This window comes from Agrobacterium sp. BT-220-3, from assembly GCF_025910175.1.
GTDB classification, from domain to species: domain Bacteria; phylum Pseudomonadota; class Alphaproteobacteria; order Rhizobiales; family Rhizobiaceae; genus Agrobacterium; species Agrobacterium oryzihabitans.
The window spans coordinates 1-25,919 of the sequence record NZ_JAPAIX010000010.1; the positions used below are offsets into that span (position 1 = coordinate 1).

The following is a 25,919-nucleotide window of genomic DNA, read 5'->3' on the forward strand; positions in this document are numbered from 1 at the left end:
CGTCACCGTTGAAGTCGAGCTGATCGTTCCGATCGCGATGGAAGAAAAGCTGCGCTTCGCTATCCGCGAAGGCGGCCGTACCGTCGGCGCCGGCATCGTCGCTTCGATCGTCGAGTAATTTCGCCTTTTGAAATTCAGGCCCGGCGGCGGTGTCACAAACACCGCCGCCGGACTTTTGATAAAAAGCCTGGCGGCGTTGCATTTTTAGTGCTTGAAAAATTCGGTGAAAGCGCGTAAACGCGCACTCACACTCACCGCTGGATTCGCAAGCAATTGCGGAACGCGGTGTTTTAGCAATACAGACAACTGAAATGATTGGGGTGCAGGGGCATCCCTCTCGATTTTTGAAAATCTGCGGCGCCACGATCAATAGAAGTTCATGTGTTTCCGCGTGCGGAAACGAATAACAAAGAACAAGGACAAGACGAATGACCGGCCAGAATATCCGTATCCGCCTCAAGGCGTTCGATCACCGGATCCTCGATGCCTCTACCCGTGAAATCGTGTCGACCGCAAAGCGCACCGGCGCCAGCGTTCGCGGCCCGGTTCCGCTCCCCACCCGCATCGAAAAGTTTACCGTCAACCGCTCTCCTCACGTTGATAAGAAGAGCCGTGAACAGTTCGAAATGCGGACGCACAAGCGTCTTCTCGATATCGTTGACCCCACCCCGCAGACTGTCGATGCTTTGATGAAGCTCGACCTCGCTGCTGGCGTTGACGTGGAAATCAAGCTCTAAGACCCGGCCCGACCCATCCAAAGGTGAGGGCTGAAATAACAAGGAAGGTACGTGGAGACATCCAACGACTTCCAAACCGGAGACCGGAAACATCGTGAGGTGTCGAAGGGTACTCCTTAACAAAGGCCAGAGAGGGTTTTCCCTTCAAGGCTCGCAAGAGGATGAACCAATGCGTTCAGGTGTGATTGCACAGAAAGTGGGTATGACACGCGTCTACAACGACGCAGGTGAACATATCCCTGTAACAGTATTGCGACTGGATAACGTACAAGTCGTTGCCCAGCGCACGGAAGACAAGAATGGCTACACCGCAGTTCAGCTCGGTGCCGGCCAGTCCAAGGTCAAGAACACGACGAAGGCTCTTCGCGGTCATTTTGCCGCTGCCAATGTCGAACCGAAAGCTAAGCTCGTCGAGTTCCGGGTTTCCCCCGAGAACCTGATCGACATCGGTGCAACACTGACCGCAACTCATTTTCAGGCCGGCCAGCTGGTCGACGTGACAGGAACCACGATCGGTAAGGGTTTTGCCGGTGCTATGAAGCGTCACAACTTCGGTGGTGGCCGCGCTTCGCACGGTAACTCCGTATCGCACCGCGCACACGGCTCGACTGGTAACAACCAGGATCCGGGCCGCGTGTGGAAGGGCAAGCGCATGGCTGGTCATATGGGCCAGACGCGCGTTACGACCCAGAACCTCGAAGTCGTTTCGACCGATGAAGACCGTGGCCTGATCCTCGTGAAGGGTGCCGTTCCCGGTTCGAAGGGTTCCTGGATTGTTGTCCGCGACGCCGTCAAGTCGGCTGCGAAGTAAGGGAGCCTTATCATGGAATTGAACGTCAAGACCCTCGAGGGAAAAGACGCCGGCAAGGTTTCTCTGTCGGACGAAATTTTCGGCCTCGATCCCCGCCAGGACATCCTGGCCCGCATGGTTCGCTGGCAGCTTGCCAAGAAGCAGCAGGGAACTCACAAGTCCAAGAACCGGTCGGAAGTTTCCCGTACCGGTGCTAAGATGTACAAGCAGAAGGGTACGGGCCGCGCTCGTCACCATTCGGCTCGCGCACCGCAGTTCCGCGGCGGCGGCAAGGCCCACGGCCCGGTCGTTCGCAGCCACGCACACGATCTTCCGAAGAAGGTTCGTGCGCTTGCGCTTCGTCACGCGCTGTCTGCAAAGCTGAAGGCTGAAGAACTGATCATCGTTGATCAGCTCGTTGCATCTGAAGCAAAGACCAAGGCTCTGCTGGGCAGCTTCGCTTCGCTTGGCCTGACCAACGCCCTCGTTATCGGTGGCGCCGAACTTGATGGCAACTTCAAGCTCGCAGCCCAGAACATTCCGAATGTGGACGTTCTGCCGGTACAGGGCATCAATGTTTACGACATCCTGCGCCGTGGCAAGCTGGTGCTTTCCAAGGCTGCTGTAGAGGCTCTGGAGGAGCGGTTCAAATGACGGATCTTCGCCACTACGATGTGATCGTATCTCCTTCGATCACGGAAAAGTCGACGCTGGTATCCGAACAGAACCAGGTCGTATTCAACGTCGCCAAAAGCGCTTCCAAGCCTGAGATCAAGGCTGCCGTGGAAGCTCTCTTCGGCGTCAAAGTCACGGCTGTGAACACGCTTATCCGCAAGGGTAAGACCCGTCGTTTCCGTGGGTTCGCCGGTAAGCTGAAGGACGTCAAGAAAGCCGTCGTAACGCTCGCCGAAGGTCAATCCATCGACGTGTCCACCGGACTCTAAAGGTTAGGCCCAAGCGGGCAAAGACCCAAAAGGGAACAAGAATATGGCATTGAAAAGTTTCAATCCGACCACGCCGAGCCAGCGTCAGCTGGTTATCGTGGACCGCGCTTCGCTCTACAAGGGCAAGCCGGTAAAGGCTCTCACCCAGGGCCTCAGCTCCAAGGGTGGCCGTAACAACCAGGGCCGGATCACCGTCCGTTTCCAGGGTGGCGGTCACAAGCGGACCTACCGTCTGGTTGACTTCAAGCGTCGCAAGTTCGACGTTGAAGGCACCGTTGAGCGTCTGGAATACGACCCCAACCGCACCGCGTTCATCGCGCTGGTTACGTATACCGACGGCGAACAGGCTTACATTCTCGCGCCACAGCGTCTCGCTGCCGGTGACAAGGTGATCGCCTCCGACAAGGCAGTGGACGTGAAGCCCGGCAACACCATGCCGCTTCAGTACATCCCGGTCGGTTCGATCATCCACAACGTCGAGATGAAGCCGGGCAAGGGCGGTCAGATCGCTCGCTCCGCTGGTACGTATGTCCAGCTCGTCGGCCGCGATGCCGGTATGGCCATCCTGCGTCTCAACTCGGGCGAACAGCGTCTGGTGCACGGCTCGTGCCTGGCATCGATCGGCGCTGTTTCGAACTCGGATCACGGCAACATCAACGACGGCAAGGCCGGTCGTTCGCGTTGGCGTGGCAAGCGTCCGCACGTTCGCGGCGTCGTCATGAACCCGGTCGACCACCCGCACGGTGGTGGTGAAGGTCGCACGTCGGGTGGTCGCCACCCGGTTACTCCGTGGGGCAAGCCCACGAAGGGCAAGCGCACCCGTTCGAACAAGTCGACCGACAAGTTCATCATGCGTTCGCGCCATCAGCGCAAGAAGTAAGAGAGGAAGTCTCAAGTGGCTCGTTCAGTTTGGAAAGGTCCGTTTGTTGACGGCTATCTTCTCACTAAGGCTGAGAAGGTGCGCGAAAGCGGACGCAACGAAGTAATCAAGATCTGGAGCCGTCGCTCCACGATCCTGCCGCAGTTCGTCGGTCTGACCTTTGGCGTCTACAACGGCAGCAAGCATGTGCCCGTCTCTGTCAATGAAGACATGGTCGGACACAAGTTCGGTGAATTCTCTCCGACCCGTACCTATTACGGTCACGGCGCGGACAAGAAGGCAAAGAGGAAGTAATCATGGCGAAGGCTAAGACCGAACGCCGGCTGAAGGACAATGAGGCTCAGGCCATTGCCCGTACGCTCCGCGTCAGCCCCCAGAAACTCAACCTGGTTGCCGCTCTTATCCGTGGCAAGAAGGTAGATCGCGCTCTCGCCGAGCTCGAATTCTCCCGCAAGCGCATTGCAGGCACCGTCAAGAAGACGCTTGAATCTGCGATTGCCAATGCGGAAAACAACCATGACCTCGACGTCGACGCTCTCGTCGTCGCCGAGGCCTATGTTGGCAAGTCCATCACCATGAAGCGTTTCCACGCCCGTGGCCGTGGTCGTGCTTCCCGCATTGAAAAGCCGTTCTCTCACCTCACGATCGTTGTTCGTGAAGTTGAGGAAAAAGGGGAGGCCGCATAATGGGTCAGAAAATCAATCCGATCGGCTTCCGCCTCGGCATCAACCGTACCTGGGACAGCCGCTGGTACGCTGACACTGCTGAATACGGCAAGCTTCTGCATGAAGACCTGAAGATCCGGGCTTACCTGATCAAGGAACTCAAGCAGGCCGGTATCGCCAAGGTGGTCATCGAGCGTCCGCACAAGAAGTGCCGCGTTACGATCCACTCGGCTCGCCCGGGTCTGATCATCGGCAAGAAGGGCGCGGACATCGAGAAGCTTCGCAAGAAGCTTTCCGAGATGACCAACTCCGAAACGCACCTCAACATCGTTGAAGTGCGCAAGCCGGAAATCGACGCGACGCTGGTTGCCCAGTCGATCGCTCAGCAGCTCGAGCGCCGCGTGGCTTTCCGCCGTGCGATGAAGCGTGCTGTTCAGTCCGCAATGCGTCTTGGCGCCGAAGGCATCAAGATCACCTGCGGCGGCCGTCTCGGTGGCGCAGAAATCGCTCGTACCGAATGGTACCGCGAAGGCCGCGTTCCGCTGCACACTCTGCGTGCGGACATCGATTACGGCACGGCTGAAGCGGAAACCGCATTCGGTATCTGCGGCATCAAGGTCTGGATCTTCAAGGGCGAAATCCTTGAGCACGATCCGATGGCTTCTGAGCGTCGCGGTCTCGAAGGCGATGCGCAGGGCCCTGCAAGCCGCGAGCGTGGCGATCGTCCCGATCGTCGTCGCGAAAACGCTTGATTGACGCTGGCGAAAGATAAGCTCGGAGAAGTAAGAAAATGTTGCAGCCAAAGCGTACTAAGTACCGTAAGCAGTTCAAGGGACGCATCAAGGGCGTCGCCAAGGGCGGCTTTGACCTGGCATTCGGTGAATTCGGCTTGAAGTCGCAGGAACCGAACCGCGTGAACGCGCGCGAGATCGAAGCGGCCCGCCGCGCGATCACGCGTTACATGAAGCGCGCAGGTCGTGTGTGGATCCGCGTATTCCCCGACGTTCCGGTAACGGCAAAGCCGACCGAAGTTCGTATGGGTAAGGGCAAGGGTTCGGTCGATTACTGGGCATGCAAGGTCAAGCCCGGTCGTATGATGTTCGAGATCGACGGTGTGTCCGAGGAGATCGCCCGCGAGGCGCTTCGTCTCGGCGCTGCCAAGCTCTCGGTCAAGACGCGCTTCGTACAGCGCATCGCAGAGTAAGGAGCAAGGCACATGAAAGCCGATGAAGTTCGCGGCCTCAGCGCCGACCAGCTCAAGGACAAGCTCGCCGATCTGAAGAAGGAGCAGTTCAACCTGCGCTTCCAGAAGGCAACTGGCCAGCTGGAGAAGTCCTCGCGCATCAACGAAGTCCGCAAGGACATCGCCCGCGTTAAAACCATTGCCCGCCAGAAGGCGGCAGAAGCCAAGGCCTAAGGAAAAATAATATGCCGAAACGCATTCTGCAGGGCGTCGTAGTGTCCGACAAGAACGAGAAGACTGTCGTTGTCCGCGTTGAGCGTCGATTCGCTCACCCGCTGCTTCAGAAGACCGTTCGCCGTTCGAAGAAGTACAAGGCGCACGACGAAAATAATCAGTATAAGGTCGGCGATGTCGTTTCCATCGAGGAATGCGCACCGATCTCCAAGGACAAGCGCTGGACGGTCGTTTCCGCCCAGGCTTAATTTCAACAGAATCGCGCCAGGTCTCTTGTACTTGGCGCGAAATCCTGTATGAAGCACCGCAAGGACGCTCGTGAATCGAGCGTCTTTTGCTTTGATGCGCACGGAAGGTCCCTCGGGAAACCACCCTGTCACGACATTTCCGCGCAAGACGAAGATATATTCATAAGCTGGGGCAGGGGGCTCGCTCGGGAGAGTTTGCCCAACCGTTCCGGTAACAACAAGAAGGCGACCTGACATGATTCAGATGCAAACAAACCTCGACGTGGCGGATAATTCCGGCGCACGTCGTGTCATGTGCATCAAGGTGCTGGGCGGCTCGAAGCGCAAATATGCTTCTGTTGGCGACATCATTGTCGTTTCCATCAAGGAAGCTATTCCGCGCGGCCGCGTCAAGAAGGGCGACGTGATGAAGGCGGTTGTCGTTCGCACCGCCAAGGACATCCGCCGCGCTGACGGCAGCGTCATCCGTTTCGATAACAACGCAGCCGTTCTTATCGACAACAAGAAAGAGCCGATCGGCACCCGCATCTTCGGACCGGTTCCGCGCGAACTTCGCGCCAAGAACCACATGAAGATCATCTCGCTGGCTCCAGAAGTGCTGTAAGGAGCTATAGCGATGCAGAAAATTCGTAAAGGCGACAAGGTTGTCGTATTGACCGGTAAGGACAAGGGCCGTACCGGCGAAGTAATCCAGGTGATGCCGAAAGAAGACCGTGCCGTTGTGCGTGGCGTAAACATGGTGAAGCGTCACCAGCGCCAGACCCAGGCACAGGAAGCTGGCATCATCAACAAGGAAGCATCCTTGCACATCTCCAACATCGCCATCGTCGACAAGGATGGCAAGCCGACCCGCGTTGGCTTCTCTGTTGTGGATGGCAAGAAGGTCCGCGTGGCCAAGCGTTCGGGAGAAGTGATCGATGGCTGATAAGTACGAGCCGCGTCTCAAGACGGAATACGTTTCCCGTATCCGTGGCGCCATGCAGGAGAAGTTCTCCTACGCCAACGTGATGATGATCCCGAAGCTTGAAAAGATCGTGATCAACATGGGTGTTGGCGAAGCGACTGCCGATTCCAAGAAGCCCACGATTGCTGCCGGCGATCTGGCTGCAATTGCCGGCCAGAAGCCGGTCGTTACCCGCGCTCGCAACTCGATCGCTGGTTTCAAGGTTCGCGAAGGCATGCCGATCGGTGCGAAGGTTACCCTTCGTGGCGCACGCATGTACGAATTCCTTGATCGTCTGGTCAACATCGCGCTGCCGCGCGTTCGCGACTTCCGGGGTCTGAACCCCAAGAGCTTTGACGGCCGTGGCAACTTCGCCATGGGCATCAAGGAACACATTGTGTTCCCTGAGATCAACTACGATAAGGTTGATCAGATGTGGGGCATGGACATCATCGTTTGCACGACGGCGACGTCGGACGACGAAGCTCGGGCTCTGCTTACAGAGTTCAACTTCCCGTTCCGTCACTAACCGTAACGACGAGCGTAGAAAAGGAACTCCGATATGGCGAAAACAAGCGCAGTTGAAAAGAACAAGCGCCGCCGCAAGTCGGTCGCCCAGCAGGCCACCAAGCGCGCTGCACTGAAGGCGATCGTGATGAACCAGTCCCTTCCGATCGAAGACCGGTTCAAGGCCACTCTGAAGCTCGCTTCGCTGCCGCGTGACGGCTCGAAGACGCGTATCCGCAACCGCTGCGAAGTAACGGGCCGTCCGCGCGCGTTCTATCGCAAGCTCAAGATGTCGCGTATCGCGCTTCGTGAGCTGGGCAATTCCGGCAAGGTGCCGGGCATTGTCAAGTCGAGCTGGTAAGGAGACGGGCACATGACCATGACTGATCCTTTGGGTGATATGCTCACCCGCATCCGCAATGGTGCTGCTCGCCGCAAGTCGTCGGTAAGCACGCCTGCTTCCAGCCTGCGCGCACGCGTTCTCGACGTGCTTCAGTCTGAAGGCTACATTCGCGGTTATTCCAAGGTCGATTTCGAAAACGGCAAGTCCGAATTCACCATCGAACTGAAGTACTACGAAGGCGCATCCGTGATCCGTGAGATCGGCCGCGTTTCCAAGCCGGGCCGCCGAGTTTATGTCTCGGTTAAGTCCATTCCGCAGGTCGCGAACGGCCTCGGCATCACCATCCTTTCGACCCCGAAGGGCGTGATGGCCGATCACCAAGCTCGCGAACAGAACGTTGGTGGCGAGGTTCTTTGCTCGGTCTTCTAAGGCCAAAGCAGGATCTCCATAACGAACAGACAGGATTGAATAATGTCTCGTATCGGTAAAAAGCCCGTTCCGGTTCCAGCAGGTGTTACGGCCAATGTCGACGGCCAGAAGGTCACTGCTAAGGGCCCGAAGGGTGAACTGTTTTTCGTCGCTAATGACGACATTCAGCTGAAGCTCGAAGATAACGGCGTCTCCGTGACGCCGGCTAACGGCACCAAGGAAGCTCGCTCGAAGTGGGGCATGTCCCGCACGATGATCGAGAACATCTTCAAGGGTGTTAAGGACGGCTATGAGCGCAAGCTCGAAATCAACGGCGTTGGTTACCGTGCCGCCATGCAGGGCAAGAACCTGCAGCTGGCTCTCGGCTTCTCCCACGACGTTGTTTACGAGCCTCCGGTCGGCATCACCATTGCCGTTCCGAAGCCGACGGAAATCATCGTTTCCGGCATCAACAAGCAGCAGGTCGGTCAGGTAGCCGCGGAAATCCGCGAATACCGCGGTCCCGAGCCCTACAAGGGCAAGGGCGTGAAGTACGCTGAAGAGCGTATCGTCCGCAAAGAAGGCAAGAAGAAGTAAGGATCACGCGAAATGGCTAGCAGGAAAGAAGCACTTGCACGTCGCGCGAGCCGTGTGCGCCGCCAGATCAAGGCGGTTGCCAATGGCCGCCCGCGCCTGTCGGTTCATCGCTCGTCGAAGAACATCTACGCCCAGATCATCGATGATGTTGCTGGCAAGACGCTTGCGTCTGCCTCCACGCTCGAAGCAGATCTGCGCGGCTCGCTCAAGACCGGCGCCGACGTTGCAGCAGCAGCTGTCGTAGGCAAGCTCGTTGCCGAGCGCGCCGTCAAGGCTGGCGTCAAGGATGTCGTATTCGACCGTGGCGCGTTCATCTATCACGGCCGCATCAAGGCCGTGGCTGAAGCTGCCCGCGAAGGCGGCCTGAACTTCTGATTTTTTTCCGCCCGGACAACGATCCGGGCGGAATTTCACCGGGCCATGCGGGTCTCCTCAAAGAGGCCGGTGGTCTTTTCGTTTGCCGTTCCACCCGTAAAAGAAAAAGGACAAGGACAATGGCACAGGAAAAAAGAGGTTCTCGCGACGATCGCCAGAACCGTGAAGAGCGCGATAGCGAATTCGTCGACAAGCTGGTCGCGATCAACCGCGTTGCAAAGGTTGTTAAGGGTGGCCGTCGCTTCGGCTTCGCCGCTCTCGTCGTCGTCGGCGACCAGAAGGGCCGCGTTGGCTTCGGTCACGGCAAGGCTCGCGAAGTTCCGGAAGCCATCCGTAAGGCTACCGAGAGCGCCAAGCGCGATCTGATCTTCGTTCCGCTGCGCGATGGCCGCACGCTGCATCACGACGTCAATGGCCGTCACGGCGCAGGCAAGGTTCTGCTGCGTTCGGCCAAGGCCGGTACCGGTATCATCGCCGGTGGTCCGATGCGCGCCGTTTTCGAAACCCTGGGTGTTCACGACGTTGTTGCCAAGTCGACCGGTTCTTCGAACCCGTACAACATGGTTCGCGCAACGTTCGACGCTCTGAAGCATCAGGTTCATCCGAAGGACATCGCTGCACAGCGCGGTCTCAAGTATGCAACGCTTCAGGCTCGCCGTGCCGCCTCCGGCAACGCTTCTGAAGAATAAGGAGCTGGATCATGGCCAAGAAGACTACTGAAGCCAAGAAGACTGTTACGGTCGAACAGATCGGCAGCCCTATTCGCCGCCCGGCAATCCAGCGTCAGACGCTGGTCGGTCTGGGTCTCAACAAGATGCATCGTCAGCGCACCCTGGAAGATACTCCTGCGGTTCGCGGCATGATCCGTGCGGTCCAGCATCTCGTTCGCGTCGTTGACGAGAAGTGAGACGGAGTAACCTATCATGAAACTCAATGAAATCAGAGACAACGAAGGCGCCTCCAAGGATCGTATCCGCGTAGGTCGCGGTATCGGTTCCGGCAAGGGCAAGACCGGTGGTCGCGGTGTGAAGGGTCAGAAGGCTCGTTCGGGCGTCGCCATCAACGGTTTTGAAGGCGGTCAGATGCCAATCTACCGTCGTCTGCCAAAGCGCGGTTTCAACAACATCTTCGCTTCCGAATATGTTGTCGTATCGCTCGGTCGCATTCAGACCGCCATCGACGCCAAGAAGCTCGACGCTTCCGCAACGATCGATGCTGCTGCTCTCAAGGCTGCCGGCGTTATCCGTCGCGCCAAGGACGGCGTTCGCATTCTCGCGGACGGCGAACTGAAGGCCAAGGTCGCTTTCGAAGTTGCCGGTGCTTCCAAGCCCGCAATCGAAAAGATCGAAAAGGCTGGCGGCTCGATCAAGCTTCTCGCAGTTGCAGCAGAAGCCTCCGAGTAATATATAGACTTCAGACGCCCGAGGCTCGTCGCTCCGGGCGTTTGCGCTCCCTGGCCACTGGTGCTTTCGATCTAAATCGATTTATAGAGGCATCAAGGCAAACTCTTCGCGGTTCGGCTTTCAAGCGGCCCGCATGCGGCATAAAGTGCTGCAGGGAGAGCCTCACAGTTCTTGAACTTCCATAGGGGAGGGGATAGGACATAAAAAAACAGGGTGAGGCATGATGGCGGCGCAAAGCCGTGTTCGTCCGAAGCCCGGTTTTTGAACCGGTATCTTTTAGACCTTTCCGCATTGGCCGGTTTTCCTGGCCGGCAAGGGTCGTTCGGAGAAATTTATGGCTTCAGCAGCGGAACAACTGGCTTCGAACCTGAATTTTTCGACCTTCGCTAAGGCGGAGGATCTGAAAAAACGTCTCTGGTTTACTCTTGCCGCACTTCTCGTCTACCGTCTCGGCACCCATATTCCGCTTCCGGGCCTGAACCCTGAAGCCTATGCGCAGGCCTTCCAGGGTCAGGCCAACGGTATTCTCGGTCTTTTCAACATGTTTGCGGGTGGCGCCGTCGAGCGTATGGCGATCTTCGCGCTCGGCATCATGCCTTACATCTCCGCTTCGATCATCGTGCAGCTCATGACCTCGGTCGTGCCCTCGCTCGAAGCGTTGAAGAAGGAAGGCGAAGCCGGCCGCAAGATCATCAACCAGTACACGCGCTACGGCACGGTGCTGCTCGGCACGCTGCAGGCCTACGGTATTGCAGTTGGCCTCGAGAGCGGTGCTGGCCTTGTGGTCGATCCGGGCTGGTTCTTCCGCGTTTCCACCGTCATCACGCTGCTTGGCGGCACGATGTTCCTGATGTGGCTCGGTGAACAGATCACCTCGCGCGGTATCGGCAACGGTATTTCGCTGATCATCTTTGCGGGCATTGCCGCAGGTCTGCCCAAGGCGCTCGCCGGCACGCTCGAACTCGGCCGCACCGGCGCGCTGTCGACCACGCTCATCCTTATGGTCGTTGTCGTCGCCATCGGCGTCATCGCACTGATTGTTTTCGTGGAGCGCGCCCAGCGTCGCCTGCTGATACAATATCCGAAGCGACAGGTCGGCAACCGGATGTTCCAGGGCGATACGTCGCACCTGCCGCTGAAGCTCAACACGGCAGGCGTCATTCCCGCGATCTTCGCATCCTCGCTGCTTCTTCTGCCCGCGACGGCTGCCGGCTTCGCCGGAAACACCAATCTGCCGGGCTGGGCGACGTCCATCATCGCGTCGCTGCAGCATGGGCAGCCGCTGTTCATGGCGCTGTACGGCCTGCTGATCGCGTTCTTCGCGTTTTTCTACACGGCTATCGTCTTTAATCCGAAGGACACGGCCGATAATCTCAAGAAGCATGGCGGCTTCATTCCGGGCATTCGTCCGGGCGAGCGCACCGCGGAGTACATTGATTACGTCCTGACCCGCATCACGGTGGTCGGCGCGATTTATCTGGTCTTCGTGTGTATCCTTCCTGAGACACTTATCGCACGTACGGGCATTCCGTTAGCCCTTGGTGGTACTTCGCTTTTGATCGTTGTCAGTGTAACTCTTGATACGGTTGCGCAGATTCAGGGTCACCTGATCGCGCAGCAATATGAAGGGCTGATCAAGAAGTCGAAGTTGCGTGGAGGAAAGAGGGGACGATGAGACTGATATTTTTGGGTCCGCCGGGTGCGGGCAAGGGAACCCAGGCCAAGCGCCTGACTGACAAGTACGGGATCCCGCAGCTTTCCACCGGTGACATGCTACGCGCTGCGGTCAGCGCGGGCACCGAAATCGGCAAACGAGCCAAGGCGGTTATGGATGCCGGCGGGCTCGTGTCCGACGATATCGTCAATCAGATCGTTTCCGAGCGCATTGAAGCGCCTGACTGTGCCAAGGGCTTTATTCTCGACGGCTATCCGCGCACCGTTCCGCAGGCCAAGGCGCTTGCCGAGAACATGCGCAAGAAGAATCTTGCCCTTGATGCCGTGATTGAACTGAAGGTGGACGAAGAGGCGCTGATTCGCCGAATCGAAAACCGGGTCGCGGAAACCGTCGCCGCCGGCGGCACGGTTCGCTCCGACGACAATCCGGAAGCCTTCCGCAAGCGGCTGACGGAATATCGCGAAAAGACCGCGCCGCTGTCGAACTATTACAGCGAGCAGGGCGAGCTTGTGACGCTCGACGGCATGGCTGATGTCGATGCCGTTACTGAAGCCATCGAAGGCGTTCTGGAGAAGGCTTCGGCCTGATGGCCGGTGCGGGATGGTAAAAGCCTTGTCGGTTTTGCCCGATATCCCGCTCTCCGGATCGAGCAGATCCTTTGGATCGTAAAAGAATCTTGGCGGAGCCGGTTGCTTTTTTGCGCTGATTCCGTTAAACACCGCGCCAACTCGCGACATCCCAAGCGACTGGCGCGGATTTCCCTTAGGGAAGGGAGATCCGGGTTCGGTCGTTTTGACTTGTCACGGACATCAATTTTGAACTGGCGGTCGTGTCGGCCGCTCGAATGGAATCACCACTTGCCGGATGGCAACTGGAACCAAGGAGAAGAGACGTGGCACGTATCGCTGGCGTCAACATCCCGACCGCGAAGCGCGTTGTTATTGCGCTGACCTACATTCACGGGATCGGTCCGAAATTCGCGCAGGAAATCATGGAAAAGGTCGGTCTTCCGGCTGACAAGCGCGTCCATCAGCTGACGGATGCTGAAGTTCTTCAGATCCGCGAAGCCATCGACCGCGACTACCAGGTCGAAGGCGACCTGCGTCGCGACACGTCGATGAACATCAAGCGTCTGATGGACCTCGGCTGCTACCGCGGCCTGCGTCACCGTCGTGGCCTTCCGGTCCGCGGTCAGCGCACGCACACCAACGCCCGCACCCGCAAGGGTCCGGCGAAGGCTATCGCTGGTAAGAAGAAGTAATTTTCCGGTTCTCCGGAAAGGGGAGGCTGGTGCGGTCTGCGCCAGCCTTTCTGAGTTTGGCGTGAAGCCCGGATACGGGTCAATCGCCGGTGTAGCCGCTGGTGTTACGGCGGTGAAGAGATCAATGAAAGGTATAAAATGGCCAAGGAAGCCGCACGTGTTCGCCGTCGCGAACGTAAAAATATCACGTCGGGCGTCGCGCACGTCAACTCGACCTTCAACAACACGATGATCACCATCACCGACGCACAGGGCAATGCCATTGCCTGGTCGTCTGCTGGTGCCAAGGGCTTCAAGGGTTCGCGCAAGTCGACTCCGTTTGCTGCCCAGATCGCTGCTGAAGATTGCGCGAAGAAGGCTCAGGAACACGGCATGAAGTCGCTTGAAGTTGAAGTTTGCGGTCCGGGTTCCGGCCGTGAATCGGCACTTCGCGCTCTGCAGGCTGCCGGTTTCATGATCACTTCCATTCGCGACGTGACGCCGATCCCGCACAACGGTTGCCGTCCGCGCAAGAAGCGCCGCGTCTGACGCGACCGTGGTTCGGAAATTCCGCCTTGTCCTCAGGTCAGGCGGAATTTTCGTGTATCTGGCGTGTGCGCGTCGATTTCAATCGACGGACTTGCGCTCAAGAACCCACTGATGAACCACTGAATTAGGTTCCTCTCAGTGTTTTCATGCTCGGTCCGTCACGATTGGATGGTGGCGGCGAACGGAAGGTTTAAAGATGATTCAGAAGAACTGGCAGGAACTTATCAAGCCGAACAAGGTCGAGTTCACCTCGTCCAGCCGCACCAAGGCAACGCTGGTTGCCGAGCCGCTGGAGCGTGGTTTCGGTCTTACCCTCGGCAACGCGCTGCGTCGCGTTCTGTTGTCTTCTCTGCGCGGCGCCGCTGTGACGGCCGTGCAGATCGACGGTGTTCTGCACGAATTCTCCTCCATTCCCGGCGTTCGGGAAGATGTGACGGATATCGTGCTCAACATCAAGGAAATCGCCATCAAGATGGATGGTGACGATTCCAAGCGCATGGTCGTGCGCAAGCAGGGCCCGGGTGCCGTAACCGCTGGTGACATCCAGACGGTTGGCGACATCGAGATCCTGAACCCCGACCACGTGATCTGCACGCTGGACGATGGCGCTGAAATCCGCATGGAATTCACCGTCAACAACGGCAAGGGTTACGTACCGGCTGAGCGCAACCGCGCGGAAGATGCCCCGATCGGCCTCATTCCGGTGGACAGCCTCTATTCTCCGGTCAAGAAAGTGTCCTACAAGGTGGAAAACACCCGTGAAGGCCAGGTTCTCGACTATGACAAGCTGATCATGACGATCGAGACCAACGGTTCGGTTTCCGGCGAAGATGCCGTTGCCTTTGCCGCTCGCATTCTTCAGGACCAGCTGGGCGTCTTCGTCAACTTCGACGAGCCGCAGAAGGAAGCAGAAGAAGAATCGGTCACCGAACTTGCGTTCAACCCGGCGCTTCTCAAGAAGGTCGACGAGCTGGAGCTGTCGGTTCGTTCGGCAAACTGCCTGAAGAACGACAACATCGTTTACATCGGCGACCTGATCCAGAAGACCGAAGCCGAAATGCTTCGCACGCCGAACTTCGGTCGCAAGTCGCTGAATGAAATCAAGGAAGTTCTCGCTTCCATGGGCCTGCACCTCGGTATGGAAGTACCGGCATGGCCGCCTGAGAACATCGAAGATCTCGCCAAGCGTTACGAAGACCAGTACTAACAATCAAAAAGGCAGACCCTTTAAAGACTGCCTTTCCCCGTCAAACAGCAGGTAAGTCACCTGCATGTGCCAGGAAACGGCAGGCCTTAGAGAAGGAACCTGCGTAGAAGGAGAATAGCAATGCGCCACGGAAATTCAGGCCGCAAGCTCAATAGAACCGCCAGCCACCGTAAGGCAATGTTTGCCAACATGGCTGCTTCGCTCATCACCCATGAGCAGATCGTAACGACGCTTCCCAAGGCGAAGGAAATCCGCCCGATCGTCGAGCGTCTCGTTACCCTCGGCAAGCGCGGCGACCTGCACGCTCGTCGTCAGGCGATCTCGCAGATCAAGGATCAGGACGCTGTTCGCAAGCTGTTCGACGCGATCGCTTCGCGTTACGCAACCCGCAACGGCGGCTACCTGCGTATCATGAAGGCCGGCTTCCGCCAGGGCGACAACGCGGCTCTCGCCGTCGTTGAATTCGTCGAGCGCGACGTTGACGCCAAGGGCGCAGCCGACAAGGCTCGCGTTGCCGCTGAAGCTGCTGCAGCCGAAGCTGCATAAGGTCTGACGCCGTTCAGGCGTCGTGAGTTAAAAAGGCCGGGCGAGAGATCGCCCGGCTTTTTGCGTTCAGATCTTAACCGACACAATGATTAAGGTTTTGCAGTCGCGGCGAAAGGTTGGGGAGGGTATCGTTAAATCCATACCCCAGGGATGCTACTACTCGTATCCACCAACCATCATTAAACCCTCATCAGGCGCGATTAGGGTTATCGAGTTTGTTCGCTGGACTTGAAAATAGCCACTGCTGGCTGATGCTCGCTCAAAGAGTGTCTGCAGCTTCTGGTCTTGGATGCAATCCAAACTACTTGCAAAATCAGCGATCCATCGATCCATGGCGTAGGTCGCCCTCAGTACCGGCGCCTCAGCCCAGGGCGCGGATGTTGCTTTGTTTAGAGAAAGCAATCCGTTCCGACGGACCTCATCCATGAAAACGGAGTCGAGCTTGTAAATGGCTACAGCGCATTCAAACCATCTGGTATTGTAATAGATCGTCTCACCAGCGGGGACGCCGTCCGGGGATATCGCTGCGCAAACGATCAGGTGAATCTACACCACAACCGGCCAAAGCGATTATTAGGAATGCGAATATAGGGCCGCCAGTTTTCTTGTTGGATTTCAGGCCTACGCGCTCAGTTGTGAAACTTGCGAGACTTGAAGATGCCTTGGAGTAATTCATCTTTCTCAGTCCGGAATATGAATGCGGGCCTTGATATGCTTGAGATGTGCGACGATCGTGAAAGTCATGATGACCAGCAGCGACCATGAACTCCACTTGCCGATGTGGACGACGGACCAGGCGCCGATTTGATCGGGGTATTTCCAGATGCCGAAGAAGGTGGAGATGTTTTCTGCCAGCCAGACGAAAAAGCCGATCAGGATGAAGGCGAGGAGCAGCGGCATCTTTCGGTCCCGGTCATAGGGACGAAAGATCACCGTTGCGCGGGAATAGAGGCCGATGGCGCAGGCGGCGATGTACCAGCGGTAATCGCCGATGAAGTGATGGGTGAAGAAGTTGGCGTAGATGGCGATGCCGATCAAGGTTGCCATCCAGTAGGTGGGATAGTGGCGTATGCGCACATCCAGCAGGCGCCATGCCTGAATGATGTAGCTGCCGACAGCGGCATACATGAAGCCGGAAAACAGCGGTACGCCTAGCACTTTGGTGTAGGCGAAATCCGGATAAGACCATGACTGGATGGCGCTCGATGTCTTGAACACTTCCAGTGCGAAGCCGACGATATGGAACAGCAGGATGGCCTTGGCCTCGTCAAGCGTTTCGAGCCTGCTCCAGATCATGAAGAACTGGATGCCGAGCGCAATGATCAGCAGCACGTCATATCGGGGAATGCCAAGCACACCGCCATGCGGTACCACGAAGATGGAGACGAAGAACAAGCCCGCGAACATGCAGGCGCGGGCTTCCTTGATGCCGAAATACAGAAACTCGACGATAAAACGCCTGATGCCCTTGAGTTCGCCCCAGGGATAGGTATCGCAGAGCAGATTGTCCAAGACGGAGAGGCGGCTTGCGGCCGGGCTTGTTGCTGTGCTCATTTCCGTCCCCGATCTCAGTTCGTTACCTTTCATACGAAAACCCGAAGGAACCCGTATGGGCCTGCCGCGCGTATCCCCATCTTATTTCGCCCGCATCCGGCTTCTGGCGGGGGCTATGGTGGTGGTCGTCTGCGGCCTTTGCCTGCGCAGGTTCGGTTACGACGTGGGACTGCCGTTCGTGGCGGTAAAATATGGCGGATCCGTGCTCTGGGGAGCGATGGTGTATCTGCTGCTGGCGGCCGCCTTTCCCTCCCGCTGGCACGGCTATGAGGTTCATATCGCCATTCTTACCGTCGTTCTTGTAGAACTCGTCCGGCTTGTTCATTTCCCGGCGCTGGATGCGTTTCGCGCAACGACGGCCGGCGCTTTGCTGCTCGGCCGTGTTTTTTCGCTGTGGAATATAGTCTGTTATGTCGCGGGGATTGGGGCCGCCGCCATTATGGCCGCACGGGTCTGGCGCGTTTGGCCCTCTTCATCGACATGATCGAGGGCCGTACCAGCCGATAGCCGAGCAGGATAACCATCGTGCTGATATAAAACACAGGCTCCAGCGTGATCGATTTCCGCGCCAGCACGAAATGCAGCACGCCGACGATGAGCACGAGATAGACGAGTTTGTGCAGTGTGTTCCAGCGGCTGCTGAGCTTGCGGATGGACCAGCGGTTGGAGGTGAGCGCCAGCGGAATGAGCATGAGAAGCCCGGCCATGCCGAGCATGATATAGGGCCGCTTCAGAATATCACCGGCGATGGAGCTGATGATCAGGCCGCGATCCAGCACCAGATAGACGGTGAAATGGGCCAGCACATAATAGAAGGCGATCAGCCCCAGCGCGCGGCGATAGGCGATGAGATTGATGTTGAACAGGTCGCGCAGCGGCGTCACGAGCAAGCCCAGACACAGGAAGCGCAGCGCCCAGATGCCGAGCAGGTGCTCGAAATCCTTGACCGGATTGAAGCCGAGGCCGCCGGTTGCGGCGAGATAGAAATACCAGAGGCCAGGACAGAGGCCGATGACATAAAGCGACCAGATGGCCGCCGGCTGGTAACGCTTCGGCAGCGAGGGAAGTGGCAGGGCGAAGGCCATGGTCAGTAATTCGCTTTCAGATCCAGCCCGGTATAAAGGCTTGCCACCTCATCATAACCGTTGAACATCAGGGTCGGGCGGTTCTGCGTGCCGAAAAAGCCGCCTTCGCCGATGCGCTGTTCCGTTGCCTGGCTCCAGCGGGGATGGTCGACATGCGGATTGACGTTGGAATAGAAGCCATATTCACGGGCGTTGGAGTTTTTCCAGGTGGTTTCCGGCTGTTCCTCGACAAGCGAGATCCGCACGATGGATTTGATACCCTTGAAACCATATTTCCAGGGAACGACGAGGCGGATCGGCGCGCCATTCTGGTTCGGCAATGTCTCGCCATAAAGGCCAACGGCGAGGATGGTGAGAGGATGGCGCGCTTCATCGAGGCGCAGGCCCTCGACATAAGGCCAGGACAGAGGCTGGAAGAGGCCGCTCTGGCCCGGCATTTCCTCGGGCCGCACCACGGTTTCGAAGGACACATATTTCGCACTGCCGAGCGGCTCCACCTTGTCGAGAAGGGCGGCGAGTGGGAAGCCGATCCATGGAATGACCATCGACCAGCCCTCGACGCAGCGCATGCGATAGGTGCGCTCCTCCAGCGGATATTTCATGAGGTCTTCAATGCCGAATTCCTGCGGCTTGGAGACGAGGCCGTCCACCTTCACCGTCCAGGGATTGGGCTTGAATTTGCCGGAGTTTTCCTTGGGGTCGGATTTTCCAACGCCGAATTCGTAGAAATTATTGTAGCTGGTGACCGCATCGAGCGGGGTGAGCTTTTCATCCAGCTTGTACGCACCGGCTGTTGCCGACAGCGGTGCGGCAATCGCCTCGCGGCCAGCCAGCCCTACTGCCGCAAGCCCTGCCGCCGTGCAGAGGAAGCCGCGTCTGGAGAGGTAGACATTCTTTGGCGTGATTTCTCTTGCCGCGATTACGGGCGGACGATAGGCGGGCATTCAAACCTCCACAAAAGCCGGGTGCATCGGCGATAAATCGATTATGATAGCCAATACGGTCGCTGCACAGATATGTTTCAGCGCTCTGTGTAAAAACAACGATGGGACGGCGGAAATCGCGAATTTGTGATGAGATGCCGCCAGAATTACGGGCATAGATGAAGCGTACCGTACCGGACCGTACTGTTTTGCCCGAAGGTGACAGTGACAGGGCTTGCGGTTTGCGCTAGAAAAACCGCAAAATGGGGCAGGGGTCATTTGACCGCTTCGGCGGAAATGCGCCTTTCTGCCATGAGATCGAGGAAAACACCATGCCAGCCTATCGCTCCAGAACGACAACCCACGGCCGCAACATGGCGGGCGCGCGCGGCCTTTGGCGCGCCACCGGCATGAAAGACAGCGATTTCGGCAAGCCGATCATCGCGGTGGTCAATTCCTTCACGCAATTTGTGCCCGGTCACGTGCATCTGAAGGACCTTGGCCAGCTTGTTGCCCGCGAAATCGAGGCGGCAGGCGGCGTCGCCAAGGAGTTCAACACCATTGCGGTCGATGATGGTATCGCCATGGGCCATGACGGCATGCTGTATTCGCTGCCTTCGCGCGAAATCATCGCGGATTCGGTGGAATATATGGTCAATGCCCATTGCGCCGACGCGATGGTGTGCATTTCCAACTGCGACAAGATCACGCCCGGCATGCTGAATGCGGCGATGCGCCTCAACATTCCCGCCGTCTTCGTCTCCGGTGGTCCGATGGAAGCGGGCAAGGTCGTCCTGCACGGCAAGACTGTGGCGCTCGATCTGGTTGATGCCATGGTGGCTGCCGCCGATGACAAGATTTCCGATGAGGACGTCAAGATCATCGAGCGCTCCGCCTGCCCGACCTGCGGTTCCTGTTCCGGCATGTTCACCGCCAATTCCATGAACTGTCTGACCGAGGCGCTGGGCCTGTCCTTGCCCGGCAATGGCTCGACGCTCGCCACCCATTCGGATCGCAAGCGCCTTTTCGTCGAGGCCGGCCATCTGATCGTCGATCTGGCGCGCCGTTATTACGAGCAGGATGATGAAACCGTCCTGCCGCGCACCATTGCCAACAAGGCGGCATTCGAAAACGCCATGTCACTGGATATTGCCATGGGCGGCTCCACCAACACGGTGCTGCATATTCTGGCGGCCGCGCATGAGGGCGGCGTCGATTTCGGCATGGAAGACATCGACCGTCTTTCCCGCAAGGTTCCCTGCCTTTCCAAGGTCGCGCCCGCCAAGCAGGACGTGCACATGGAAGATGTTCACCGCGCCGGCGGTATCATGCGTATTCTCGGCGAGCTGGAGCGTGGCGGTCTTATCAATCGAGACACCTATACGGTGCACGAGGCGACGCTGGGCGACGCCATCGATCGCTGGGACATTACCCGCACCAACAGCGAAACGGTGCGGCAGTTCTTCAAGGCCGCGCCGGGCGGCGTGCCGACGCAGGTGGCCTTCAGCCAGTCCTCGCGCTGGGACGATCTGGACACGGATAGCGACAACGGCGTCATTCGTTCGGTCGAAAAGCCTTTCTCCAAGGATGGCGGTCTGGCCGTGCTTTACGGCAATATCGCGCTCGACGGCTGCATCGTGAAGACGGCGGGTGTCGACGAATCCATCCTGAAATTCACCGGCCCGGCCGTCGTTTACGAAAGCCAGGATGCGGCGGTGAAGGGCATTCTAGGCAATGAGGTCAAGGCGGGCGACGTCGTCGTCATCCGTTACGAAGGGCCGAAGGGCGGGCCGGGCATGCAGGAAATGCTCTATCCGACCAGCTACCTCAAGTCCAAGGGCCTCGGCAAAGCCTGCGCGCTGATCACTGATGGTCGTTTCTCCGGCGGTACTTCGGGCCTCTCCATCGGTCACGCCTCGCCGGAAGCGGCGCAGGGCGGTGCCATCGGCCTCGTACGCCAGGGCGATCTCATCGAGATCGACATTCCGAACCGTACGATCAACCTCAATGTGCCGGATGCGGAACTCGCGTCGCGTCGCGCCGAACAGGAAGAGCGTGGCTGGAAGCCGGAGGCGCCGCGCAAGCGTAACGTGACGACGGCGCTGAAGGCCTACGCCGCTTTTGCGTCCAGCGCGGACAAGGGTGCCGTTCGGATCTTGCCGGAGTAAGCGCCTTTTCGGCGGTTTCGGGCAAGGGCGAAGGTGCGCAACCTTCCTCCGTCATCCTCGCCCTTGAGGCGAGGATCCATAAGCCGTGAACGCCATGGATCCTCGGGACAAGCCCGAGGAAGACGTTGAATGTGAGGATAGATCTATCATCCTTGACCAGCCGCCCTTTCGGGGCGGCTTTTTATTGCGCTTTTGGCGAATGCTACTCGCGGTTCAGAAACAGATTCAATTGCCTCAGAGCTTGATTCTTAAAGCCGACGCAACCTGCTGTTTTACCGTTGTAAATTCGAAAATTCCCGGCCGGATGCCCGCTATCCCCGCGGTCACGTTGGAGTGATTTCGTCCAGCGGGGCTTTTCCACGGCGTGGTGATTGCTAACTTCAACAGCATGAAAAGACGAACCGCACTCGCCCTCATTGCGTCCCTGCCTGTTGCCCATCTTGCCCGCGCGCAAAGCGCCGGCAACGGCGTCCGTTTCGAACCATTGCTGCGGAATGCGGATGCGCTTTCGAGCCTCAAGGCCGTCATCGTCAGCGTCGATGGCGGGGAGGTGGCCAGCCGCGCCTATCATGGCGCCGGCCTCAACGGTTCCACCAACATCAAGTCGGCCTCGAAATCGGTCATTTCGGCGCTGGTCGGCATGGCGATCGATCGCAAGATACTTGATGGGGCCGACCAGCCGATCGCCACTATTCTACGCGGTGATTTTCCGCAGAACCCCGATCCGCGTCTGGAAAGGGTGACAATCGGCAACCTGCTTTCCATGCAATCGGGTCTGGAGCGCATGTCCGGGCCGAATTACGGTCGCTGGGTCGCCAGCCGCAACTGGGTGCGGATGGCTCTGGGGTCTGGGTTTGCCGGAGATCCGGGTGGCGGCATGCTTTATTCCACCGGCTCCACGCATCTGCTTTCGGCGATATTGACCAAGGCATCCGGCCGCTCGACGCTCTCTCTGGCGCGCGACTGGTTCCGGCCGCTGGAGGGTTTCGCCATCGGGGGCTGGGAGCGTGATCCACAGGGCATCTATCTCGGCGGCAACCAGATGGCGATGACGGCGCGCTCGCTGCTTGCGTTTGGCGAGCTTTACCGGCTGGGCGGTGTGACTCCCGGCGGCGAGCGGCTGATTTCGCAAGGCTGGATCAACCAATCCTGGCAACAGCGCACCAACTCCGTCTTCAACGGCGATGGTTACGGCTATTGCTGGTTCATCAAGGAGATGGCGGGTTCGACGGTCTATTATGCCTGGGGTTATGGCGGGCAGATGCTTTATATCGTACCCGCCAAACGACTTTCCGTTGTCATGACCTCACGCGAGGACGCGCCTTCGGCCAGAACCGGCTATCGCGACCAGCTGCACGAGCTGATGGAGAACATCATCCGCGTGGCGTGACAATCAAAGCGGTCTGTTGATGCTCTGGAACGCTTCGCCGAGCTTGTTCATACGTTCCTCGTAAGCGCCGGTGAGGCAGGCGACATCCGCCGCGCATTCCTGGCGCCTCTTCAGCCATTGGCTCTGTTCGTCACGCAACGTGTCGCGTGCGCCCATCGCCATCAGCTGGGTGAGGATGTCGAAGGTGGTGGCCATCTTCACATCCTGGTCGTTGAGGGCGCGGTTGTCGCAGATCGCCTTTTCGTCCGCTGCAAGATCGGGCTTCGTGCAATCGAAGCTTGCCGCGCTGGCCGGCGAAACAAGAGCGGAGAAGGCGAGGATGATGCTGGAGGCAAGAAGTGTGCGTTTCAGATGCATGGGGCGTCTCTTTTGAGGACAGTCTGGTGGGTGAAACCGAAAAACAGCGTGGTTGGTTCCAACTGCCGGCTCTTGTCCCCGCACCGAAATGGCCGGCCATCATCTTGCCGCTCTTTGCTTTACAGGCTTTGACGTTATAACTCCATCATACTGATGACCATGAGGAATCACATGCGAAGCGTGTTGAAGTATTTGTCCACCGGCTTTCTTGCCGCGCTCGTTCTCCTGCCCATGGGCGCGCAGGCGCAGGACAACAGGGCCGTGCCGTCGAGCCACACGGAAATGCAGCTGTCCTTTGCGCCGCTGGTCAAGCGTACCGCAGGGGCTGTGGTGAACGTCTATGCCGAACGTGTCGTGCAGCGGCGTCTTTCCCCCTTTGCTGGCGATCCTTTCTTCGAGCAGTTCTTCGGACAGCAGATGCCGAACCGCACGGAAAAGCAGTCGTCGCTCGGTTCGGGCGTGATCGTGACCGCCGGTGGCCTTGTCGTGACCAACAATCACGTCATCGATGGTGCCGACGACATCAAGGTGGCGCTGGCGGATGGGCGCGAATTTTCCTCCAAGGTGCTGTTGAAGGACGACCGCATCGACCTCGCCATTCTGCAGATCGATGCAAAGGAACAGTTTCCGGTGCTGTCGCTCGGTAATTCGGATGCGCTTGAGGTCGGCGATCTCGTTCTTGCCATCGGCAACCCCTTCGGTGTCGGCCAGACGGTGACGAGCGGCATCGTTTCCGGCCTTGCGCGCAACCAGGTGACGCAGGGCGATTTCGGCTTCTTCATCCAGACAGATGCTTCCATCAACCCTGGCAATTCCGGTGGTGCGCTGATGAACATGGCGGGTGAGCTGATCGGCATCAACACTGCCATCTTTTCCAAGGGCGGTGGGTCGAACGGCATCGGTTTTGCCATTCCCGCCAATCTGGTCCGGGTGTTCGTCGCTGCCGCCGAGCGGGGAGATGCGAGTTTCCAGCGGCCCTATATCGGCGCAACCTTCGATCCCGTGACCTCCGATGTCGCCGAGGCGCTCGGCCTGCACCGCGCCCGCGGCGCGCTCGTCGTCAGCGTCGTCAAAGGCGGCCCGGCCGAAAAGGCGGGCATTGAGCCTGGGCAGGTCGTCACCGCCGTCAATGGTTTCGAGGTCGAGCATCCGGATGCACTCGGTTATCGCCTGACGACCGCCGGCATCGGCAAATCCGCCGAACTGACTGTCATGGACAAGGGTAAAGAGAAAAAGGTGACCATCGCGCTTGATACGGCGCCGGAAACCGCGCCGCGCGACGAGCGGCTGCTCGAGGGCCGCAACCCCTTTGCCGGTGCCACTGTCGCCAATCTCTCGCCGAAGCTTGCCGATGAGCTGCGCATGCCTTCGCAGGTGACCGGCGTTGTCATCACCGACGTGAAGCGCGGTTCACCGGCCTATCGCGTCGGCTTCCAGCCGAAAGACGTCATCCTGTCGCTGAACGGTGCGGATATCGGCTCCACGGCTGCGGTCGAGAGGGCGCTGGATGACAATCCCGGTTTCTGGCGGGTGGAAATCCTGCGCGACGGCCAACGTATCCGGCAGTTCCTGCGATGAGCGACGACCTCTTTGCCCCACAAGTGCCCGTGGAGGTCGCCAACCGGCGGCCTCTTGCCGATCGCCTGCGTCCGAAGACGCTGGCGGAGGTGAGCGGGCAGCCGCATCTGACGGGCGAAGAGGGCGTGCTGCGCCGCATGATCGATAGCGGCTCGCTTGGATCGATGATTTTCTGGGGGCCGCCCGGAACCGGTAAAACGACGGTTGCCCGCCTGCTTTCCGGCGAGGCTGGTCTGGCTTTCGAGCAGATATCGGCGATCTTTTCCGGTGTCGCCGATCTCAAGAAGGTTTTCGAAGCTGCGCGCACGCGGCGGATGAATGGCCGGCAGACGCTGCTTTTCGTCGACGAGATTCATCGCTTCAATCGAGCCCAGCAGGACAGCTTTCTGCCGGTGATGGAGGATGGCACCATCATTCTGGTGGGCGCCACCACCGAGAACCCGTCCTTTGAACTCAATGCCGCTCTTTTGTCGCGCGCGCGTGTCCTGACCTTCGGCTCGCATGACGAGGAGAGCCTCAGCGAACTTCTGAAGCGCGCCGAGGAGGCGGAGGGCAAGCCTCTGCCGCTAACGGAGGAGGCACGTGCGAGCCTGATCCGCATGGCCGATGGCGACGGCCGCGCCGTGCTGACGCTTGCCGAAGAGGTTTGGCGTGCCGCGCGCAAGGATGAGACTTTCGATACCGAAGGGCTGACGCGCATCGTGCAGCGCCGCGCCCCGGTTTACGACAAGAGCCAGGACGGCCACTACAATCTCATTTCCGCGCTGCATAAATCGGTGCGTGGTTCGGACCCTGACGCGGCACTTTATTACCTCGCCCGCATGTTCGATGCCGGCGAAGACCCGCTCTATCTAGGGCGCCGGCTGGTGCGTATGGCGGTGGAGGATATCGGCCTTGCCGATCCGCAGGCGCTTGCCGTCTGCAATGCCGCCAAGGACGCTTATGACTATCTGGGCTCACCGGAAGGCGAGCTGGCGCTGGCACAGGCCTGCGTTTATCTCGCCACTGCGCCGAAATCGAATGCCGTTTATACCGCCTTCAAATCGGCTATGCGGGCGGCCAAGGAAAACGGTTCGCTGGTGCCGCCGAAGCATATATTGAACGCGCCGACCAAGCTGATGAAGGGTGAGGGCTACGGCGACGGCTATCGCTATGACCACGATGAGCCGGATGCCTTTTCAGGGCAGGATTATTTCCCGGAAAAAATGGGGCGCACGACCTTCTACGATCCGCCCGACAGGGGTTTCGAGCGGGAAATCCGCAAGCGTCTCGACTGGTGGGCGAAGCTGCGCCGCGAGCGCGGTTCGCGTTAAGCGTCATCTTCACAAAAAGAATCAGGCGCTTGCCAAAATGAGTCGCAAAGCCGTAGCATCCATTTGTTTTTAAACAG

37 protein-coding genes are annotated in these 25,919 nt (G+C 58.6%); 33 read left to right on the forward strand and 4 right to left on the reverse strand.

Going from position 1 to position 25,919, the window contains the following annotated elements:
* The 28 genes from OK142_RS20115 to rplQ all read left to right on the forward strand — a co-directional run.
* On the forward strand, window positions 1-118 hold a 118-nt coding region (locus tag OK142_RS20115; protein WP_498684919.1), incomplete at its 5' end, for an EF-Tu C-terminal domain-related protein.
* Window positions 119-428: 310 nt separating this feature from the next.
* On the forward strand, window positions 429-737 hold the full coding sequence (gene rpsJ, locus OK142_RS20120; protein WP_003495158.1) for a 30S ribosomal protein S10: 309 nt from the start codon (window positions 429-431) through the stop codon (window positions 735-737).
* Window positions 738-906: 169 nt separating this feature from the next.
* The gene (rplC, locus tag OK142_RS20125; protein ID WP_035242322.1) at window positions 907-1,548 is read left to right on the forward strand and encodes a 50S ribosomal protein L3; all 642 of its coding nucleotides are present in this window, start codon (window positions 907-909) and stop codon (window positions 1,546-1,548) included.
* 12 nt (window positions 1,549-1,560) lie between these two features.
* On the forward strand, window positions 1,561-2,181 hold the full coding sequence (gene rplD, locus OK142_RS20130; RefSeq protein ID WP_003495173.1) for a 50S ribosomal protein L4: 621 nt from the start codon (window positions 1,561-1,563) through the stop codon (window positions 2,179-2,181).
* The gene (locus OK142_RS20135) at window positions 2,178-2,471 is read left to right on the forward strand and encodes a 50S ribosomal protein L23 (RefSeq protein WP_003495178.1); all 294 of its coding nucleotides are present in this window, start codon (window positions 2,178-2,180) and stop codon (window positions 2,469-2,471) included. Before rplD ends, OK142_RS20135 begins: the two co-directional genes overlap by 4 nt.
* A 43-nt stretch (window positions 2,472-2,514) precedes the next feature.
* Window positions 2,515-3,351: a 50S ribosomal protein L2 gene (rplB, locus tag OK142_RS20140; protein WP_003507771.1), complete on the forward strand. Its 837-nt coding sequence runs from the start codon at window positions 2,515-2,517 to the stop codon at window positions 3,349-3,351.
* Between the two features lie 15 nt (window positions 3,352-3,366).
* Complete coding sequence (gene rpsS / locus OK142_RS20145) at window positions 3,367-3,645, forward strand: 30S ribosomal protein S19 (RefSeq protein WP_003507772.1); 279 nt, start codon at window positions 3,367-3,369, stop codon at window positions 3,643-3,645.
* 2 nt (window positions 3,646-3,647) lie between these two features.
* Window positions 3,648-4,037: a 50S ribosomal protein L22 gene (gene rplV / locus OK142_RS20150; protein WP_003495184.1), complete on the forward strand. Its 390-nt coding sequence runs from the start codon at window positions 3,648-3,650 to the stop codon at window positions 4,035-4,037.
* Window positions 4,037-4,768: a 30S ribosomal protein S3 gene (gene rpsC / locus OK142_RS20155; protein ID WP_003495188.1), complete on the forward strand. Its 732-nt coding sequence runs from the start codon at window positions 4,037-4,039 to the stop codon at window positions 4,766-4,768. The genes rplV and rpsC overlap by 1 nt, the downstream gene beginning before the upstream one ends.
* 38 nt (window positions 4,769-4,806) lie before the next feature.
* Entirely contained in the window at window positions 4,807-5,220 is a 414-nt protein-coding gene (gene rplP, locus OK142_RS20160; protein WP_003495190.1) for a 50S ribosomal protein L16, read from the forward strand.
* A 12-nt stretch (window positions 5,221-5,232) separates the two neighbouring features.
* Window positions 5,233-5,433 carry a 50S ribosomal protein L29 gene (rpmC, locus tag OK142_RS20165; protein ID WP_003495193.1) on the forward strand — a complete coding sequence of 67 codons (201 nt, stop codon included), beginning with the start codon at window positions 5,233-5,235 and terminating at the stop codon, window positions 5,431-5,433.
* 11 nt (window positions 5,434-5,444) lie between these two features.
* Window positions 5,445-5,681 carry a 30S ribosomal protein S17 gene (rpsQ, locus tag OK142_RS20170; RefSeq protein WP_003495195.1) on the forward strand — a complete coding sequence of 79 codons (237 nt, stop codon included), beginning with the start codon at window positions 5,445-5,447 and terminating at the stop codon, window positions 5,679-5,681.
* Window positions 5,682-5,916: 235 nt separating this feature from the next.
* Window positions 5,917-6,285, forward strand: a complete 369-nt coding sequence (gene rplN, locus OK142_RS20175; protein ID WP_003495199.1) for a 50S ribosomal protein L14 — start codon at window positions 5,917-5,919, stop codon at window positions 6,283-6,285.
* 12 nt (window positions 6,286-6,297) lie between these two features.
* Window positions 6,298-6,606: a 50S ribosomal protein L24 gene (gene rplX, locus OK142_RS20180; RefSeq protein ID WP_003495200.1), complete on the forward strand. Its 309-nt coding sequence runs from the start codon at window positions 6,298-6,300 to the stop codon at window positions 6,604-6,606.
* A complete protein-coding gene (gene rplE / locus OK142_RS20185) occupies window positions 6,599-7,153 on the forward strand; it encodes a 50S ribosomal protein L5 (protein ID WP_003495201.1) in 555 nt (184 codons plus the stop codon). Before rplX ends, rplE begins: the two co-directional genes overlap by 8 nt.
* Window positions 7,154-7,186: 33 nt before the next feature.
* Window positions 7,187-7,492 (forward strand): 30S ribosomal protein S14, encoded by a 306-nt coding sequence (rpsN, locus tag OK142_RS20190; RefSeq protein ID WP_003495202.1) that lies wholly within the window; start codon window positions 7,187-7,189, stop codon window positions 7,490-7,492.
* A gap of 12 nt (window positions 7,493-7,504) precedes the next feature.
* Complete coding sequence (gene rpsH / locus OK142_RS20195) at window positions 7,505-7,903, forward strand: 30S ribosomal protein S8 (protein WP_004442588.1); 399 nt, start codon at window positions 7,505-7,507, stop codon at window positions 7,901-7,903.
* A gap of 42 nt (window positions 7,904-7,945) precedes the next feature.
* Window positions 7,946-8,479 carry a 50S ribosomal protein L6 gene (gene rplF, locus OK142_RS20200; protein ID WP_003495204.1) on the forward strand — a complete coding sequence of 178 codons (534 nt, stop codon included), beginning with the start codon at window positions 7,946-7,948 and terminating at the stop codon, window positions 8,477-8,479.
* 12 nt (window positions 8,480-8,491) lie between these two features.
* A complete protein-coding gene (rplR, locus tag OK142_RS20205; RefSeq protein ID WP_035224069.1) occupies window positions 8,492-8,854 on the forward strand; it encodes a 50S ribosomal protein L18 in 363 nt (120 codons plus the stop codon).
* Between the two features lie 119 nt (window positions 8,855-8,973).
* Window positions 8,974-9,543: a 30S ribosomal protein S5 gene (rpsE, locus tag OK142_RS20210; RefSeq protein ID WP_003495208.1), complete on the forward strand. Its 570-nt coding sequence runs from the start codon at window positions 8,974-8,976 to the stop codon at window positions 9,541-9,543.
* A gap of 11 nt (window positions 9,544-9,554) precedes the next feature.
* Complete coding sequence (rpmD, locus tag OK142_RS20215) at window positions 9,555-9,761, forward strand: 50S ribosomal protein L30 (RefSeq protein WP_003495212.1); 207 nt, start codon at window positions 9,555-9,557, stop codon at window positions 9,759-9,761.
* A gap of 16 nt (window positions 9,762-9,777) precedes the next feature.
* Window positions 9,778-10,257 (forward strand): 50S ribosomal protein L15, encoded by a 480-nt coding sequence (gene rplO / locus OK142_RS20220; RefSeq protein WP_035224073.1) that lies wholly within the window; start codon window positions 9,778-9,780, stop codon window positions 10,255-10,257.
* A gap of 334 nt (window positions 10,258-10,591) precedes the next feature.
* Window positions 10,592-11,932: a preprotein translocase subunit SecY gene (gene secY, locus OK142_RS20225; RefSeq protein WP_003495216.1), complete on the forward strand. Its 1,341-nt coding sequence runs from the start codon at window positions 10,592-10,594 to the stop codon at window positions 11,930-11,932.
* Window positions 11,929-12,519 (forward strand): adenylate kinase, encoded by a 591-nt coding sequence (locus OK142_RS20230; RefSeq protein WP_035242327.1) that lies wholly within the window; start codon window positions 11,929-11,931, stop codon window positions 12,517-12,519. Before secY ends, OK142_RS20230 begins: the two co-directional genes overlap by 4 nt.
* A 305-nt stretch (window positions 12,520-12,824) precedes the next feature.
* The gene (gene rpsM, locus OK142_RS20235; protein ID WP_003495222.1) at window positions 12,825-13,193 is read left to right on the forward strand and encodes a 30S ribosomal protein S13; all 369 of its coding nucleotides are present in this window, start codon (window positions 12,825-12,827) and stop codon (window positions 13,191-13,193) included.
* 138 nt (window positions 13,194-13,331) lie between these two features.
* Window positions 13,332-13,721: a 30S ribosomal protein S11 gene (rpsK, locus tag OK142_RS20240; protein ID WP_003495225.1), complete on the forward strand. Its 390-nt coding sequence runs from the start codon at window positions 13,332-13,334 to the stop codon at window positions 13,719-13,721.
* A gap of 196 nt (window positions 13,722-13,917) precedes the next feature.
* Window positions 13,918-14,928 carry a DNA-directed RNA polymerase subunit alpha gene (locus tag OK142_RS20245; RefSeq protein ID WP_003495228.1) on the forward strand — a complete coding sequence of 337 codons (1,011 nt, stop codon included), beginning with the start codon at window positions 13,918-13,920 and terminating at the stop codon, window positions 14,926-14,928.
* A gap of 120 nt (window positions 14,929-15,048) precedes the next feature.
* Complete coding sequence (rplQ, locus tag OK142_RS20250; protein ID WP_003495230.1) at window positions 15,049-15,474, forward strand: 50S ribosomal protein L17; 426 nt, start codon at window positions 15,049-15,051, stop codon at window positions 15,472-15,474.
* Between the two features lie 681 nt (window positions 15,475-16,155).
* On the opposite strand, the gene OK142_RS20255 is transcribed toward rplQ, so the two are convergent.
* A complete protein-coding gene (locus OK142_RS20255; protein WP_498684796.1) occupies window positions 16,156-17,028 on the reverse strand; it encodes a DUF817 domain-containing protein in 873 nt (290 codons plus the stop codon).
* Window positions 17,029-17,083: 55 nt separating this feature from the next.
* Between OK142_RS20255 and OK142_RS20260 the strand changes: the two genes are divergently transcribed.
* A complete protein-coding gene (locus tag OK142_RS20260) occupies window positions 17,084-17,512 on the forward strand; it encodes a ribosomal maturation YjgA family protein (RefSeq protein ID WP_498684798.1) in 429 nt (142 codons plus the stop codon).
* Here OK142_RS20260 and msrQ read toward each other — a convergent pair.
* Window positions 17,466-18,113, reverse strand: a complete 648-nt coding sequence (msrQ, locus tag OK142_RS20265) for a protein-methionine-sulfoxide reductase heme-binding subunit MsrQ (RefSeq protein WP_498684800.1) — start codon at window positions 18,111-18,113, stop codon at window positions 17,466-17,468. The two genes, OK142_RS20260 and msrQ, sit on opposite strands and share 47 nt — an antisense overlap.
* Before the next feature lie 2 nt (window positions 18,114-18,115).
* Window positions 18,116-19,057 carry a protein-methionine-sulfoxide reductase catalytic subunit MsrP gene (gene msrP / locus OK142_RS20270; RefSeq protein WP_498684802.1) on the reverse strand — a complete coding sequence of 314 codons (942 nt, stop codon included), beginning with the start codon at window positions 19,055-19,057 and terminating at the stop codon, window positions 18,116-18,118.
* Window positions 19,058-19,368: 311 nt separating this feature from the next.
* On the opposite strand from msrP, the gene ilvD reads away from it, so the two are divergent.
* Window positions 19,369-21,204: a dihydroxy-acid dehydratase gene (gene ilvD, locus OK142_RS20275; protein ID WP_003495241.1), complete on the forward strand. Its 1,836-nt coding sequence runs from the start codon at window positions 19,369-19,371 to the stop codon at window positions 21,202-21,204.
* A 388-nt stretch (window positions 21,205-21,592) separates the two neighbouring features.
* Window positions 21,593-22,594, forward strand: coding sequence for a serine hydrolase domain-containing protein (locus OK142_RS20280; RefSeq protein WP_498684804.1), 1,002 nt, complete (start codon window positions 21,593-21,595; stop codon window positions 22,592-22,594).
* Between the two features lie 3 nt (window positions 22,595-22,597).
* Here OK142_RS20280 and OK142_RS20285 read toward each other — a convergent pair whose 3' ends face one another.
* Window positions 22,598-22,951, reverse strand: coding sequence for a lysozyme inhibitor LprI family protein (locus tag OK142_RS20285; RefSeq protein ID WP_082182557.1), 354 nt, complete (start codon window positions 22,949-22,951; stop codon window positions 22,598-22,600).
* A 171-nt stretch (window positions 22,952-23,122) separates the two neighbouring features.
* Between OK142_RS20285 and OK142_RS20290 the strand changes: the two genes are divergently transcribed.
* On the forward strand, window positions 23,123-24,529 hold the full coding sequence (locus tag OK142_RS20290) for a DegQ family serine endoprotease (protein WP_035242340.1): 1,407 nt from the start codon (window positions 23,123-23,125) through the stop codon (window positions 24,527-24,529).
* On the forward strand, window positions 24,526-25,842 hold the full coding sequence (locus tag OK142_RS20295; RefSeq protein WP_444561963.1) for a replication-associated recombination protein A: 1,317 nt from the start codon (window positions 24,526-24,528) through the stop codon (window positions 25,840-25,842). The genes OK142_RS20290 and OK142_RS20295 overlap by 4 nt, the downstream gene beginning before the upstream one ends.
* Window positions 25,843-25,919: the final 77 nt, after the last annotated feature.